11 protein-coding genes and 1 pseudogene are annotated in these 14,859 nt (G+C 73.4%); 8 read left to right on the forward strand and 4 right to left on the reverse strand.

The features are described from left to right. Positions 1–144 precede the first annotated feature (144 nt). Positions 145–366, reverse strand: a complete 222-nt coding sequence (locus tag ACZ4VI_RS16995; protein ID WP_467999994.1) for a hypothetical protein — start codon at positions 364–366, stop codon at positions 145–147. Positions 367–554: 188 nt separating this feature from the next. On the opposite strand from ACZ4VI_RS16995, the gene ACZ4VI_RS17000 reads away from it, so the two are divergent. Both ACZ4VI_RS17000 and ACZ4VI_RS17005 read left to right on the forward strand, forming a co-directional pair. Next, positions 555–2,453 (forward strand): sensor histidine kinase, encoded by a 1,899-nt coding sequence (locus tag ACZ4VI_RS17000; protein ID WP_467999995.1) that lies wholly within the window; start codon positions 555–557, stop codon positions 2,451–2,453. Between the two features lie 29 nt (positions 2,454–2,482). Next, positions 2,483–2,929: pseudogene (locus ACZ4VI_RS17005) on the forward strand (GNAT family N-acetyltransferase); the annotation flags it as partial. Between the two features lie 44 nt (positions 2,930–2,973). Here the strand turns inward: ACZ4VI_RS17005 and ACZ4VI_RS17010 are convergent. Then, on the reverse strand, positions 2,974–3,723 hold the full coding sequence (locus ACZ4VI_RS17010) for a GNAT family N-acetyltransferase (RefSeq protein ID WP_467999996.1): 750 nt from the start codon (positions 3,721–3,723) through the stop codon (positions 2,974–2,976). 109 nt (positions 3,724–3,832) lie between these two features. On the opposite strand from ACZ4VI_RS17010, the gene ACZ4VI_RS17015 reads away from it, so the two are divergent. Beyond that, positions 3,833–4,366 (forward strand): GNAT family N-acetyltransferase, encoded by a 534-nt coding sequence (locus ACZ4VI_RS17015; protein WP_467999997.1) that lies wholly within the window; start codon positions 3,833–3,835, stop codon positions 4,364–4,366. Here ACZ4VI_RS17015 and ACZ4VI_RS17020 read toward each other — a convergent pair. After that, positions 4,347–5,837, reverse strand: a complete 1,491-nt coding sequence (locus tag ACZ4VI_RS17020) for a CehA/McbA family metallohydrolase (protein ID WP_467999998.1) — start codon at positions 5,835–5,837, stop codon at positions 4,347–4,349. The genes ACZ4VI_RS17015 and ACZ4VI_RS17020 overlap by 20 nt on opposite strands. 101 nt (positions 5,838–5,938) lie before the next feature. Here ACZ4VI_RS17020 and ACZ4VI_RS17025 point away from each other — a divergent pair, with 101 nt between their 5' ends. After that, positions 5,939–6,772 carry an LLM class F420-dependent oxidoreductase gene (locus ACZ4VI_RS17025; protein WP_467999999.1) on the forward strand — a complete coding sequence of 278 codons (834 nt, stop codon included), beginning with the start codon at positions 5,939–5,941 and terminating at the stop codon, positions 6,770–6,772. Positions 6,773–6,791: 19 nt separating this feature from the next. On the opposite strand, the gene ACZ4VI_RS17030 is transcribed toward ACZ4VI_RS17025, so the two are convergent. Continuing rightward, positions 6,792–7,466: a hypothetical protein gene (locus ACZ4VI_RS17030; protein WP_468000000.1), complete on the reverse strand. Its 675-nt coding sequence runs from the start codon at positions 7,464–7,466 to the stop codon at positions 6,792–6,794. 118 nt (positions 7,467–7,584) lie between these two features. On the opposite strand from ACZ4VI_RS17030, the gene ACZ4VI_RS17035 reads away from it, so the two are divergent. Genes ACZ4VI_RS17035 through ACZ4VI_RS17050 form a run of 4 tightly spaced genes read left to right on the forward strand, consistent with a single transcriptional unit; the run spans position 7,585 to position 14,737 of the window. Further along, positions 7,585–8,046, forward strand: coding sequence for a prevent-host-death family protein (locus ACZ4VI_RS17035; protein ID WP_468000001.1), 462 nt, complete (start codon positions 7,585–7,587; stop codon positions 8,044–8,046). After that, the gene (locus tag ACZ4VI_RS17040) at positions 8,043–8,396 is read left to right on the forward strand and encodes a hypothetical protein (RefSeq protein WP_468000002.1); all 354 of its coding nucleotides are present in this window, start codon (positions 8,043–8,045) and stop codon (positions 8,394–8,396) included. The genes ACZ4VI_RS17035 and ACZ4VI_RS17040 overlap by 4 nt, the downstream gene beginning before the upstream one ends. 58 nt (positions 8,397–8,454) lie before the next feature. After that, positions 8,455–11,055 carry a bifunctional FO biosynthesis protein CofGH gene (locus ACZ4VI_RS17045; protein ID WP_468000003.1) on the forward strand — a complete coding sequence of 867 codons (2,601 nt, stop codon included), beginning with the start codon at positions 8,455–8,457 and terminating at the stop codon, positions 11,053–11,055. Positions 11,056–11,104: 49 nt separating this feature from the next. Beyond that, positions 11,105–14,737, forward strand: coding sequence for a tetratricopeptide repeat protein (locus ACZ4VI_RS17050; protein ID WP_468000004.1), 3,633 nt, complete (start codon positions 11,105–11,107; stop codon positions 14,735–14,737). Positions 14,738–14,859 lie beyond the last annotated feature (122 nt).

Below are 14,859 nucleotides of genomic sequence, written 5' to 3' on the forward strand. Positions count from 1 at the left end.
AAGGTAGCGATAGGCATGCGCAGACTGCTTGCTGTGGGCGCGCCCCCGCCCCCCCCGCCCCCCCCCCCACCCCCCACCCCCACCCCCCCCCCCCCCCCCCCCCCCCCCCCCCCCCCCCCACCTCGTTCGTTTTTCCTTCGGCTCTCAGTGCCCGGGGAGCAGGCGCTCCACGGCCGCGTTCACGGGAGGCATGTCCGCGACGGGGATCTGCTTCCCCTGGGGGTTCAGCAGGCCGCTCAGCGGGACGACGGAGGGAAGGTTGGCGTTGCCGAGGTCGGTGGTGGTGTCGGCGACGGCGGACCCGGCGGCGCCGATGCTCCCGGCGACGGCGAGACCGGTCAGGGCTGCGGTGAGGATCTTCTTCATGCCCGCACCAACGCGAGGGCCGCACGGTGGGTTACGAGCGGCTGGTCCGCGGCCACGGCGGACGCGCGCGTTACGCGCAGGTGACCCCCGCCACATTCCGTTCGAACCCGCCAGGGTGAGTGGAGCGCAACTGCCCTCTTACGGAAGGGAAATGGCGGGCGACGCGCTCCTGTCTACCGTCGTACGGCGTGACTCCCACAGCACATGTCATCCGGCGCCTCGTACGGCTGACCCCCGGCTGGCGCACCATCCGCGGTCGGGTCGCCGTCGTCCTCGCCGTACCGACCTGCCTCCTCCTCGTCCTCACCGGCCTCGCCGTCGCCGACCGCGCGGGCGACTGGGCCGCCGCCCGCGAGACCCGCGACCGGGTCGACCGCGTCCTCGCCGTCCAGGCCCTCGTCCACGAACTCCAGCGCGAGCGCGGGCTCAGCAACGGGCTTCTCGGCGGCGCGCGGCAGTACCGCGACGACCTCGACGCCCAGCGGGCCCGCTCCGACACCGCCCGCGCCGCGCTCGGCGACCTGCCAGGCGCCGACCCACTGGGCCGGCTGACGACGGTGCGCTCGACGGTCGACACGGGCGGCTCGCGCACCGAGAGCTTCGCCTTCTACACCGACGCCATCGCCACCCTCACCGGCAGCCACAGCGCCGATGCAGCCGGGGGCGACCGGGCCCTGGGTGACGCCATGGACGCGCTGCGGGCGCTGGGCGACGCCACCGAGTCCGTGGCGCTGGAGCGCGGCTCCCTCAACGGGGTCTTCGCCGCCGGGCGCTTCCGGGCCGACGAGTACCTGGCCTTCGCCGAGGTACGGGCCGATCGGGTCGCCGCCCTGCGCCAGTACGCCACGTCCGCGACCCCGGCCCAGCGCGCGGCCCTCGACAAGGCCCTCGCCACCACCGACGCCCGCCGCGTCGCCGAGCTGGAGAAACGGGCAGCCGCGGCGGCCGACGGCTCCCGCGTCACCGTCGACCCCGACCTGTGGTGGACGTCGATGACCGTCCTCGTGGACGACCTCTACGGCGTGCAGCGCGGCGTCGGCGCGGACGCGCGGGCCCGGGCCGGGCAGCTCAGCTCGGCGGCCACCGGGCAGCTCGCCGGGTTCGTCGCGCTCGGCTTCCTCATCGTGGCGGTCGCGGCCGCCCTCGCCGTACTCTCCGCGCGCTCCATCACCCGCCCGCTCGGCGCGCTCGCCGAGGAGGCCGACGAGGTGGCGGGCGTACGGCTCCAGGAGGCGGTGCGACGCATCCAGGACGCGGACGGCGGTACGGAGGCGGCCACGTCGCTTCCGTACCGTCCGGACGTGCCCGGCAGCGCCCAGGAGATCACGCAGCTCGCCACCGCGCTGCGCAACGTGGAGCGGACGGCCGTCGGCCTCGCCGCCGAACAGGCCGCCCTGCGCCGTAACACCTCCGAGTCGCTGGCCAACCTCGGCCGCCGCAACCAGAGCCTGCTGCGACGCCAGCTCGGGCTCATCACCACCCTGGAGAGCCAGGAGATCGACCCGGAGGCACTCGGCGAACTCTTCGAACTCGACCACCTCGCGACCCGGATGCGGCGCAACGCCGAGTCGCTGCTCGTCCTCGCCGGGGAACAGGAGCCACAGCGGGCCTGGCCGGGCACGGTCACCGCCCGGGAGGTGGTGCAGTCGGCGGTCGCGGAGGTCGAGCACTACCAGCGGGTCGCGACGGCCGACATCGAACCCTGCCGCATCCGCGGCGACGCCGTCGCCGACCTGTCGCACCTGCTCGCCGAACTGATCGAGAACGCGCTCGTCTACTCCGCCGTCCAGCTGCCGGTCGAGGTGTACGGCTGGCGGGACCTCGACGAGTACTGCCTGGCGGTGGTCGACCGGGGCGTCGGCATGGGCGCGGACGACCTGGCCCGCGCCAACGCCCGGCTGTCCGGCGACGAGAGCTTCCTGGTCGCCCCCACCCGCTACCTCGGCCACTACGTCGTCGGCCGGCTCGCCGCCCGCCTGGGCGCGCACGTGGAGCTGCGCCCGACGGACGGCAACGGCATCACCGCGTACGTGGGCCTGCCGGCGACGGTGCTCGCGCCCGAGATCCCGGTACCCGCCACCACATAGCCCCGGCGGGCGCTCCCTAGGATGCGTACGTGCATACGACATTGACGTGGTCGCTGCGCCCGGGGCGGGCGGAGGACGTGGAGACGATCGCCGAGCTGCGGGCGACGGTGATGCGCGACGACCTCGTGCGGCTCGGCCGCTACGACGACCATCGGGTGCGGCAGCGGCTGCGGGACGGCTTCTCGCCGGAGCACACCCAGGTCGTCGAGTCCGGCGGGGCCTTCGCGGGCTGTGTGACGCTCCGCCCGTCCGAGGACGGGCAGGGGCTGTACCTCGAGCACTTCTACCTGGCTCCCGAGGCCCAGGGACAGGGCCTCGGGACGGCGGTCCTGCGGGAACTCCTGACCCGGGCGGACGAGGAGTCCCTCCCCGTGCGGCTCCAGGTACTGCAGGGCAGTGCGGCCCGGCGCCTCTACGAGCGCGCGGGTTTCTCGGTCGAGTCCGAGGACCCGGTCGACGTCTTCATGGTGCGCGAGTTCATGGTGCGCGACGCGGATGTGACACCTCCGGAGAAGTCCTCTCAGGAGGCCGGTTCCGCGATCAGCGCCGTGCCGACGGTGCGGAAGCCCAGGCGGGCGTAGAGGCGCGCGACCGTGTCGTCCGTGGCCGTCAGGAAGACCGTCTCCACGCCCAGATCGCGGGCGTCCGCCACGAGCGTGGCCGTCACCGCGAGGCCGAGGCCGCGTCGGCGCGCCTCCGGGCGGGTGCCGACGCCGACGACCTCGGAGACCGGGCCGACCGGCTGGTGCTGGCCGGCCGCGAGGGCGGCGCCGGAGGGGTCGAGGGCCGCCGCGAGCCGGGTGAGGCCCGCCTCGATCCTGGCCGCGACCTGGGCGGCGGCGCCGGGCGCCGGCGTGGCGCCGAAGGCGGCGTACGGGGCGGCCACCGCGGCCTCCAGGGCCGGGTCGTCGGCGCCCACCATCCGTACCGTCACGCCCTCCGGCAGCGCGGGCAGCTCCTCCGGCTCCGCCGTGAGCACCATCAGCGGGTGCTCGTGCACCACGAGGCCGCTCGCCTCGACGGCCGCCCGCAGCCCCGGCGTGGTCTCCGCGACCCATTCGAACGCCTCGGGCACCCCCAGCTCCCGCTGCCGGGCCCGGACCTTCTCCACCGCTTCGGCCGGAACCTCCCCGGCGTGGCCGAGCGCGGGCCGCGCGTAGTACGGCCAGCCCTGCCCCTCCCGTACGAACAGGGTGAGCGGGCCGAACTCCTCGGCGCGGGCGGCGGATCGGGGGACCGCGTCGTAATAGGTCTCGAGTCGCGTCAGCATGCCGCCATCCAAGCAGGCATGATCGCCGACGCGACACGCATTTCTGACGTGCACCGGACAGTGTCCCTGCTCGCTATGGCGATCCCCGGCGACGCGCGATGATGGACCCATGACCGAGATCCTCACGCCCCGACTCGTCCTGCGCCGCTGGACCGACGACGACCTCGTCCCCATGGCCGAGATCAACGCCGACCCCGAGGTCATGCGCTGGATCGGCGACGGCTCCACCCGCGATCTGGAGGAGACCGCCGAGGACATCGAGCGGTGGGAGGAGGAGTGGGACGAGGAGGGCTTCGGGCTCTTCGCCGTCGAGCTCCTCGGCTCCGGCGAGCTGATCGGCTTCGCCGGGCTCTCGGTGCCCGAGTACCTGCCCGAGCTGCGGCACGAGGTGGAGATCGGCTGGCGGCTCGGGCGGCAGTTCTGGGGACAGGGGTACGCCTCCGAGGCCGCCCACGCGGTCCTCGAGTTCGCGCTCCAGGACCGCGGCCTCGACCGGATCGTCAGCATCGCCCACATCTCGAACACCGCCTCCGAGAACGTCATGCGCAAACTCGGCATGACCCCGGAGCGCGAGACGGACCACCCGGTCTTCGGCGTCCCGCTGCGGGTGCACGTCATCGACCTCAGCGAGTACCAGGGCTGAGCCGGCGGGCCTCCAGGAACACCGGGTTCGTGAAGGCCGCGAGCGCCCCCGGCAGCGGCGGGAGCGTCGCCGGGTGCCGTACCTCCGCCCGTACGTACGAGGCGTACGCGGCCGTCGTCACCCACTCCACCGGACCCGCGCCCTGCGCCGTGTGCAGGACGCCCTGGTCCGTGACGAAGCGGACCGAGCCGCCCGCCGGGGCGCCGGTCACCGTCAGCCGGACCGTGACGGGCTCGTCCGCCGGGACCTTCAGCCGCTCGCCGATGCCCGCCGTACGCCCCCGGCCGTCGGTCACCGTGAAGTCCAGGGACACCGACGAGGACTCGGCGACGTACGAACGGCCCGCGCGCAGGCCCTCCAGGATCGCCTCCCGGCTCAGGTCGTCGGCCAGGACCACGGTCTGCGGGGAGCCGACCCGGTCCGGGTCCCGGTGCGCGTCGCTGTTGCCCGTCGCCGGGGTCCAGCGGCCCCTGGCGAGCGCCGCGTCCCAGTCGGCCAGCGACACCTCGTCGTCCGGGGTGTAGGGGCCGTTCCACACCTCGACCGCATCCGCGTCGCCGAAGCCGAACTTCCAGTTGCAGCCGATGCAGGTGGCGTGCGGATGCGCCGGGACGACGAGGCCGCCCGCCCGGCGGATCTCGCGCGCGACGTGCCCGAAACGGTTCTCCCGCGCCCGGTAGCGCCAGTCCAGGAAAGTGCCCGGGTCCGTGCCGAGCGCCAGGACGTGACCGTTGCGGGTGGTGATCTCCTCGCCGAGCAGGATCAGCAGGTCGTCCCCGGCGAGATCGGCCCACGCGCCGTGCCCGGCATGGGTGTTGTGCTCGGTGGTGGTGAGGAAGTCGAGCCCGGCGGCGCGCGCGAGGGCGGCGACCTCGGCGGGGGTGCGGCGCCCGTCGGAGTACACGGTGTGGACGTGGCTGTCGCCGCGGTACCAGGCCCTGCCCCGGCCCGCGGCCCGCTCGGGCGGGTACACCGCCTTCGCGACGGGCAGGGAGGCGCCGAAGCGGAGGGTGATCGTCACGGAGTACGTGAGCCCCTGCGGCGCCACCGTGTACGGGGCGAGCACGACGAACCAGGTCCCGGCCTTCAGCGGACCGGCGACATAGCCGGGCGTCGCCTCGTCGGTGCGCAGGAAGAACTCCTTGCGCGCCCCGCCGGACCAGCCCCGGAAGCCCTTGCCGCCGAGCTCGGTGCCGCGCTGGTCGAAGATGCCGATGTCCAGGGCGTTGCCCTGCGTCCCGGCGGGGACGGCCGGCCGCTCGTACGCGTACGAGACATGGATCTCGCGCACCCCGCGCGGGATCTCGACCGGGAGGTACACATAGTCGGGGGAGCCGGGCGGCAGCGTGCCGCCGACCGTCTCCGTACGGTCGCCGCCGTCCTGGGAGGCGTGGGCGAAGCTCACGCTTCCCAACGTAAGGGCGGACGCGGCTGAGGTCATGAGGAGCGTTCGTCTGGTCGGTTCGCTCATGTCCGGCACCTTCGTAGGAGGGCATGAACTCCCGGACAACGCAAGAGGCCTGTCGTGTCGCACCTCTCGGAAATCCCCGCCGCACGCCCTACCGTGCCGCTATGCGGATCTCGACCACGATCTTCCTGACCGACGAGACCATCACGCCCGTGCGGCTCGCGCGCGAGCTGGAGGAGCGCGGCTTCGCCGGGCTCTACCTCCCCGAGCACACCCACATCCCGACCGAGCGGACGACCCCGTACCCGGCGGCGGGCGCCGAACTGCCCCCGGAGTACGGCCGTACCCTCGACCCCTTCGTCGCCCTCGGCCAGGCCGCCGCCGTCACCGAGCGGCTCGGGCTCGGCACGGGCGTCACGCTGATCACCGAGCACGACCCGATCGCGCTCGCCAAGCAGATCGCGACGCTCGACCACCTCTCGGGCGGGCGCTTCACCCTCGGCGTCGGCTTCGGCTGGAACAAGGAGGAGGCCGCCGACCACGGCGTGGAGTGGGCGACCCGGCGCGAGCTCGGCCGGGAGCGAATGCGGCTGATGCGGGCGCTGTGGGCGGCCGAACCGACGGCGTACGAGGGCGAGTTCGGGGTGTCGGTACGGGCGTCCTACGCCTGGCCCAAGCCGCCGGGCGGCGCGCCCCGGACGTTGCTGGGCGGGGCGGCGGGACCGAAGCTCTTCGCGCAGGTCGCCGAGTACGCGGACGGCTGGATGCCGATCGGCGGGCGGGGCCTGACGCAGTCGATGCCGGTGCTGCGGGAGGCCTGGGAACGCGCCGGCCGCGACCCGAAGGCTCTCCAGGTCGTCCCGTACGCGGTCCTCCCGAACCCGGGGAAGCTCGCGCACTACGAGGAGCTGGGGTGCGAGGAGGTCGTGCTGCAACTGCCGCCGGGGGAGGAGGCGGAGGTGCTGGGGGTGCTGGACGAGTACGCGCAGTACCTCTGACCGGCCGTCAGCGCCGCCCTCAACGGAGCGTCGGCGGCTTCACGTCCGCGACGGCTTCGTCGCCGCCGGCGCCGGAGGGGTCGTAGGCGCAGGACATGGCCGTGTAGCCGTCGAGGGTCTGCCAGTGGGACCGCCAGGTGACGACGATCCGATCGGAGTCGTACTCGTCCTCGTCGCGCTGGGCCCGCAGGACCCAGTCGTCGCCGCTCGCACGGAAGTCGGTGACGGCCCAGCCGGTCTTCTCCACGTGGGCGCGGAGCCGGCGGAGCGCGGGCATGCCCTCCTGCTCGGAGACGCCGGCGATCCGCCAGTTGTGCCCGAGCCGGTAGGCGCCCTCCACAGGCTCGTCGGCGATGGACTCCAGGCCCGTGGGGTAGCAGAGGTCGGCGGAGATCGTGTTCTCGGCCGCGTGGTAGTCCGCGCCCGCCATGACCGGCGGCAGCTCACCGCCGATCCCCGCGACGTCGTACAGCTCCTGCGTCCGCGAGGTGGCCCGCTGGGCCATCACCTCCGGGGCCACCTCGGGATACCCCTCGTCGGTCCCGCGCTCGACGGCGTACACGACGAGGAACCCGACGACGAGCAGCACGGGCAGGGCGACGGCCGCGAGCACCACGTAGAGGGTGATCTTCAGGGCACTCCGCGCCGGTGTCCGCGGTTCCGTCACGTCGTCCATCAGCTCGTCGTTCGTCATGATCATGATCGTAGGACGGGGTGTGGCGGCCGGGTATGCGCGGGGGATCTCAGGCGGGGTGGGTGCGGATACTCAGCCGCGTTGACTTCGGAATACGTTCCGAAGTATGGTCGAGGGCATGGTGACCCCGACTGTCTCGTTCTCCGAGCTCTCCAAGAACTCGAAGCGAGTCTCCGAGACGCTCGACAAGGCGCATCGCCTGCTCGTCACGCGGCGGGACGGGCAGGACCTCTACCTCACCACGGCCCGTCACGACCAGGAGCGGGAGGAGACGGCCGAGATCACCGCCCGCCTGCTCGCCGCGCTCCTCGCGGCCGACGACGGTGCCCGGGCCATAGCGCGAGCGCTTCCCGCGGTCTTTCCCTGGGTGCGGCACCTCTCTGCCGAGGAGCTCAGGGAGTTCGTCCAGGAGCTCATCGACGCGACGTACGACGCCGTGCAGTTGGACGTGCACGCGAACCTGCACCGGACGATCGTCGAATGGCGGGCGACGGCGCGGATCCTCGCCGATCCGGCCCTGACGGAGACGCTCACCCGCGCGCTCCCGGACGAGGACCACGGCGAGGTGTCCGCGCCGTGAGCCCGAAGCGCGGGGACGACGTCGCCCCACCGGCGATCGGCACGGAGTGGCGGTTGCGGTTCGCGACGAACGAGGCGGCCAAGGGCTGGGGCGAACTCGCGGCGGAGGCACCGGGCAACACCCGGCGGTGCTTCGAGGCGCTGCGCCGGGATCCGGTGGCACACGGGGACCCCGACCGGCAGCACCGACTCCGTGGCCGTCTCGCCACCGGCGTGCTGGGCGGCCATGCCTATCCACAGTGGGAGTACGAGGTCACCGCCGGAGGCCGGGTTCGTTACCTGGTCGACGAGGCGCGTCGCACGGTGCATCTGGTCTACGCGGCGCCACGGAACCCCAAGGACACGGAGTGACCGGACCGAGTGTTCGGGAGGAGGCCCGGCTTTCCGAGGGCACTCGTATGCTCGGTCCATGACGGATCAGCAGCCCGAACGCTCCGGACAGGCAGGACGTCCCACCGAGAACGCCATGCGGCGCGCCCTCAAGCGGGCCCGGGACGGCGTCGCGCTCGATGTCGCCGAGGCCGCCGTGCTGCTCCAGGCGCGGGGTGCGGACCTCGACGACCTCGCCGCCTCCGCCGCGCGCGTGCGGGACGCGGGCCTCGAGGCCGCCGGGCGGCCCGGGGTCATCACGTACTCCAAGAGCGTGTTCATCCCGCTCACCCGGCTCTGCCGGGACACGTGTCACTACTGCACCTTCGTCACCGTCCCCGGCAAGCTGCGCCGCGCCGGGCACGGGATGTTCATGTCCCCCGACGAGGTCCTCGACATCGCCCGGCGCGGCGCCGAACTGGGCTGCAAGGAAGCCCTGATCACCCTCGGCGACAAGCCGGAGGCCCGCTGGCCCGAGGCGCGCGAGTGGCTCGACGCGCACGGGTACGACGACACCCTCGCGTACGTACGGGCCATGGCGATCCGGATCCTGGAGGAGACCGGCCTCCTCCCGCACCTCAACCCGGGCGTGCTGTCCTGGACCGACTTCCAGCGGCTCAAGCCCGTCGCCCCGTCCATGGGCATGATGCTGGAGACGACCGCGACCCGGCTCTGGTCCGAGCCCGGCGGCCCGCACTACGGCTCCCCCGACAAGGAACCGGCCGTCCGGCTGCGGGTGTTGGAGGACGCGGGCCGTTCCTCCGTGCCCTTCACCTCCGGCCTGCTCATCGGCATCGGCGAGACGTACGAGGAGCGGGCCGAGTCCCTCTTCGCGCTGCGCCGCGTCTCCCGCGCGTACCACTCCGTCCAGGAGCTGATCATCCAGAACTTCCGCGCCAAGCCGGACACGGCCATGCGCGGCATGCCGGACGCCGAACTGGACGACCTGATCGCCACGATCGCCGTCGCCCGCCACATCATGGGCCCGAGCGCCTGCCTCCAGGCCCCGCCGAACCTCGTCGACGAGGAGTACGGCCGGCTCATCGGCGCCGGGATCGACGACTGGGGTGGGATCTCCCCGCTCACCATCGACCACGTGAACCCGGAGCGGCCCTGGCCGCAGATCGACACCCTCGCCGAGAAGTCCCGCGCCGCCGGCTTCGAACTGCGCGAACGGCTCTGCGTCTACCCGGAGTTCGTCGGCCGCGGCGAGCCCTGGCTCGACCCCCGCCTGCTCCCGCACGTCCGCGCGCTCGCCGACCCGGAGACGGGGCTCGCCAACCCGGACGCGATCGTGCGCGGACTGCCCTGGCAGGAACCCGACGAGGCGTTCACCGCCGCCGGCCGCACCGACCTGCACCGCACGATCGACACCACCGGCCGCACCCACGACCGCCGCGAGGACTTCGACGAGGTGTACGGCGACTGGGAGGCGCTGCGCGAGGCGGCGGCCCCCGGCATGATCCCGCAGCGCATCGACACGGACGTACGGGCGGCCCTGGCGACCGCCGCCGACGACCCGACGAAGCTCACCGACGAGGAGGCCCTGGCCCTGCTGCACGCCGACGGGCCGGCGCTCGACGCGCTGACCCGGATCGCCGACGACGTACGGAAGTCGGCGGTCGGCGACGACGTCACGTACATCGTCACGCGGAACATCAACTTCACCAACGTCTGCTACACCGGCTGCCGCTTCTGCGCCTTCGCCCAGCGCCGCACGGACGCCGACGCGTACACCCTCTCGCTCGACCAGGTCGCCGACCGGGCCCAGCAGGCGTGGGAGGTCGGCGCGGTCGAGGTGTGCATGCAGGGCGGCATCCACCCGGACCTGCCGGGCACGGCGTACTTCGACATCGCGCGGGCCGTGAAGGAACGCGTGCCCGGTATGCACGTGCACGCCTTCTCCCCGATGGAGGTCGTCAACGGAGCGACCCGGACCGGGCTTTCGATCCGGGAGTGGCTGACGGCGGCGAAGGAGGCCGGGCTCGACTCGATCCCCGGCACGGCCGCCGAGATCCTCGACGACGAGGTCCGCTGGGTCCTGACGAAGGGCAAACTGCCCACCGCCGCCTGGATCGAGGTGGTGAAGACCGCCCACGAGCTGGGCATCCGCTCCTCGTCCACGATGATGTACGGCCATGTGGACCAGCCCCGCCACTGGCTGGGCCACTTCCGCACGCTGGCGGCCATCCAGCAGGAGACAGGCGGCTTCACCGAGTTCGTGACGCTGCCCTTCATCCACACCAACGCCCCCGTCTACCTCGCGGGCATCGCCCGCCCCGGCCCGACGGTCCGCGACAACCGCGCGGTCACGGCGATGGCCCGCCTCCTCCTCCACCCGTACATCCCCAACATCCAGACCAGTTGGGTGAAGCTCGGCGCGGACGGCGCCGCCGAGATGCTCCGCTCGGGCGCCAACGACCTGGGCGGCACGCTGATGGAGGAGACCATCTCCCGCATGGCGGGCTCCAGTTACGGCTCCTACCGCTCGGTCCAGGACCTCGTCGCCATCGCGGAGACGGCGGGCCGCCCGTCCCGCCCCCGCACGACGCTGTACGACGAGGTCCCGGAGGAGAGGCAGCGGGCGGCGACGGCCTCGGACGGGCACCTGCCCGAACTGCTGCCGGTGCTGGGGGACTGAGGCCGGGGAACGGCTCGCGCGGGTCGGTCCCGGCTGGGAGACTCGGCGCATGACCAGCGGCGCGCGGCCTTCGATGCAGGAGCTGCTCCAGCGGCGCAAGAGGGCCGGGTTCGTCGGCCGGCGCGACGAACTCGCCCTCTTCCGGGAGAACTTCGACCTCCCGGTGGAGGACGACCGGCATCGCTTCGTCTTTCATGTGCGGGGCGACGCGGGCGTCGGAAAGACCACGCTCGTCGGCCGGTTGAGGGATGTCGCGGCCGGGCGAGGAGCGGTGACGGCCTACGTCGACGAGGGGCTGAACAGCGTCCCCGAGGTCATGGCCGAGATCGCCGCCTGCTTCGCCCGGCAGGGGCACCCGCTCAAGACGCTGGACCGGCAGCTCGCCGCCTACCGGCAGCGGCGGCACGAGGCCGAGGCGGCGTCGGCCGTCTCCGGGGAGAGCGAGGAGACACCCGGGGCGGCCCCCTCGGCGAGCAGCTCGGCCCTGGCCCAGGCGGGGCTGATCGGCGCCGGGATGCTCCCCGTCGTGGGCGCCTTCGCGGGAGCCGTCGACCCGTCCCGGCTCGCCCACGGCACCGACCGGCTGCGGGCGGTCCTCAGCGCCCGGTTCCGCAACCAGGACGACGTCCAGCTCGTCCTCGACCCGGTGCGCGTCCTGACCCCCGTCCTGTTGACCGACCTGGAGCGGGTCGCGGCCGAGGTCCCCTGGCTCACCCTGTTCTTCGACACGTACGAGCGCACCGCGTCCTATCTCGACGGCTGGCTGCGCGACCTGATCACCACCGAGCGGTACGGAGCGCTGCCGGCCGCCACCGTCTTCGTCGTCGCCGGCCGCGACCGGCTCGAACCGGCCTACTGGTCCGACTTCGCCGATTTCGTCCAGGACATGCCGCTGGACCCGTTCACGGAGGCGGAGGCGCGGCAACTCCTCACGGCGAAAGGAGTCGTGGACGAGGGCGTCGTCCAGGACGTGCTGCGGCTCTCCGGGGGCCTCCCGGTCCTGGTCTCCACCCTCGCCGCACATCCTGGCGAGGTCGGCGCCCCCAGCGCCACCGCCGTGGACCGCTTCCTGCGCTGGGAGCCTGACCCGGTCCGCCGCGCCGCCGCCCAGGCCGGAGCGCTGCCCCGGCGCCTGGACGAGGAGGTCTTCACTTCCGTCTCCCAGGAGGATCCGGCGCTCCTCGACTGGCTGCGGACCCTGCCGTTCGTCGCCGACCGGGACGGGCATCTCCAGTACCACGACGTCGTCCGCGGCCCGATGCTGCACCTGCGGCGCACGCGCTCGCCCCGCCGCTGGAGCGAGGACCACGAAAGGCTGGCCGCCGCCTTCGCGGCCCGGGCGGAGGCGGCCGGCGAGGGCGTGCCGGAGGGCGAGCGCTGGGAGCTCGGGCCCTGGCGGGACGCGCGCCTCGAGGAGTCGTACCACCGACTGTGCGCGGCCCCGGAGTCCGCGCTGCCCGCGGTGCTCCGCGACGGCGTCGACGCCTGCGACGAGGGCGTGGCGACCGCCCGCCGCTGGGCGCGGGTGCTCGCCGACGCGGGCGAGGACACGGACGCGGAGGTACTGCGCGGGTGGGGCGGGGACGCGCTGGCGGCCCTGGAGAGCGCGAGCGAGCCGCCGGCCGCGCTGCTCGGCCTCCTGCTGTCGCGCGCGGGGTTCGGGCCGGAGGGCCAGGTGGCCGTGCTGGTCGTGCGCGCCAAGTACCGCCGGTGGGCGGAGGATCACGCCCGCGCGACCGCCGACTACGAGCGGGCGCTGGCCCTCGACCCGGAGTGCGCCCGGGCCCACTACGGTCTCGGGATGGTGCTTCTGCTCCAGGGCGACCTGGCGGGAGCCCTGGAACGGTTGAACCGGGCGGACACCCATGCGCCGGACACGCCGTGGATCCTCAGGGAACGAGGAGAGCTCCACCGGCGCCTCGAACGGTACGAGGAGGCGGTGGCGGACTGCGACCGGGCGCTGGCGCTCGGACCCGAGCGGGCCGAGGTGCTGGCGACGCGCGGTCAGGCGCGGTTCCGGCTGGGGCGCGCGAGGGAGGCGCTGACCGATCTGGACCGCGCTGTCGAGATCGATCCGGAGTACTGGTGGGCGCTGCTGCAGCGTTCCGATGTGCGCCTGGAGACGGGGGACGAGGCCGGGGCCCTCGCCGACCTGGACAGGGTGGAGGAGATGCGTCCGCGGATGGCGTGGGTGCCTGGTCAACGTGGCTTCGTACACGCGAGGCGCGGCCGGTACGAGCAGGCGCTCGCCGACTACGACCGGGCCCTCGACCTCGACCCGTCCTACTCCTGGGCGCTGGGCAGCCGGGCCCTCGCGCTGACGGACCTCGGGCGCCTCGACGAAGCGCTCGCGGATCTGGAGCGTGCCCTCGACATGCGGCCGGACTACGGCTGGGCCATGGTGCAGAGGTCGCGGATCCTCCAGCGGCTGGGGGACGCGGACGCCCAGCTCACCGCGCTGGACCGGGCGGTCGAGGCCGCCGACGACACGGCCATGGCGCTCAGGGAACGCGCCGACGCGCATCTGGGGGCCGGGCGATTCGAGAGGTCGGTGGAGGATCTCGACCGGTCGCTCGAGCTGGACCCGGACAGCTGGTACGCCCTCAGTGTGCGGAGCCAGGCGTACCGGAAGACGCGGCAGCCGCTGCGCGCACTGGACGACCTGGAGCGGGCGGTGGAGCTTGCGCCCGGGGTGGAGGCGCTGCTGCTGCTGCGTCTGGTCGCCTACCGGGAGGCCCGAGCAACGGACGAGGGGCGCGCCCGGTGCGACATGGTGGCGGCGCTCGCCCCGGACTCCGTGGCCTCCTGGGTCCGCCGGGCGTCGGCACGTACGGCGGCCCGGCGGTTGCACGAGGCCCTCGCCGACCTCGACCGGGCTCTGGAACTCGATCCGGAGCACCGCTGGGCGCGGGAACGCAGGGCATACGTGCGGTGCCTCCTCCGCGATCCGTCGAGCGGCCTGGCCGACATGGACCACCTGGTCGCCGCGAGCCGCGGGTCCGAGACCGAAGCCCTGGAGAAGAGGGCGTATCTGCTCCAACTGGTGGGCCTGTCCGGTCGGGCACTCGCCGATCTGGCGCGGTGCCCGGACGTCGGCTCCAGGTGGAAGGCGGGTCGTCGGACGGTGGCCCTGTTCCATCTGGGGCGCCATCAGGAAGCGCTGGACCTGATGCTGGCCATGCCGCCGGGCGACCGGGGGGAGCGGCTGGAGACGCTCACCTGGACGCTGCTGCGCCTCGGGCGGCTCCAGGAGGCTAGGGAGGCCGCGGAGCGGATGCGGGAGGCCGGGCAGAAGGAGGGCCTGTTGCTGCTCGCGACGGCGGAGAGCCGGATCCTGGGGACCGAGGGTGCGCGGGAGCTGTGGCTGGCGTACAAACGGCAGCACACCTTCACCGTCCCGGACGAGCCGACGGTCGAGGAACTCGGCACGCTGGTCGTCGCGCAGGCTGCCCTGGCCCGGTGGGAGGCGGCCGAGCGCGCCTGGCGGCGGATGCTTGGGCTGCCGCACTTCTGGGCGGACGTCGTCGACCTCCGGAACCTCCTCGTGGAGCTCGCCGACTCCCCGGGGGCCGACGCCGCCCGCCTCGACGCCCTTCTCGGGCCGGTCAGGGCGAGGACGGTCGCCCTGAGCGCGGCAGCGGAGGGCGTCAGCCGACCAGCAGGTCCCGCTTCAGGCCCTTGAGCTCGTGGGCGTCGATGCCGAGGCCCTGCTTCAGCGGCGGACGGTTCACGTCGCGACGAACCTTTCGGTGAACTGCGGTCGAAGAGGGGCAGAAAGGCGTCGGATCGCAAAACGTTCTGTCC

The sequence above is a fragment of the Streptomyces sp. NPDC029169 genome (genome assembly GCF_055563935.1).

Bases quoted from the DNA above. Each gene is read 5' to 3' on its own strand.
- ACZ4VI_RS16995 (WP_467999994.1), bottom strand. From the start codon at position 366: ATGAAGAAGATCCTCACCGCAGCCCTGACCGGTCTCGCCGTCGCCGGG.
- ACZ4VI_RS17010 (WP_467999996.1), bottom strand. From the start codon at position 3,723: ATGCTGACGCGACTCGAGACCTATTACGACGCGGTCCCCCGATCCGCC.
- ACZ4VI_RS17015 (WP_467999997.1), top strand. From the start codon at position 3,833: ATGACCGAGATCCTCACGCCCCGACTCGTCCTGCGCCGCTGGACCGAC.
- ACZ4VI_RS17020 (WP_467999998.1), bottom strand. From the start codon at position 5,837: ATGAGCGAACCGACCAGACGAACGCTCCTCATGACCTCAGCCGCGTCC.
- ACZ4VI_RS17025 (WP_467999999.1), top strand. From the start codon at position 5,939: ATGCGGATCTCGACCACGATCTTCCTGACCGACGAGACCATCACGCCC.
- ACZ4VI_RS17030 (WP_468000000.1), bottom strand. From the start codon at position 7,466: ATGACGAACGACGAGCTGATGGACGACGTGACGGAACCGCGGACACCG.
- ACZ4VI_RS17035 (WP_468000001.1), top strand. From the start codon at position 7,585: ATGGTGACCCCGACTGTCTCGTTCTCCGAGCTCTCCAAGAACTCGAAG.
- ACZ4VI_RS17045 (WP_468000003.1), top strand. From the start codon at position 8,455: ATGACGGATCAGCAGCCCGAACGCTCCGGACAGGCAGGACGTCCCACC.
- ACZ4VI_RS17050 (WP_468000004.1), top strand. From the start codon at position 11,105: ATGACCAGCGGCGCGCGGCCTTCGATGCAGGAGCTGCTCCAGCGGCGC.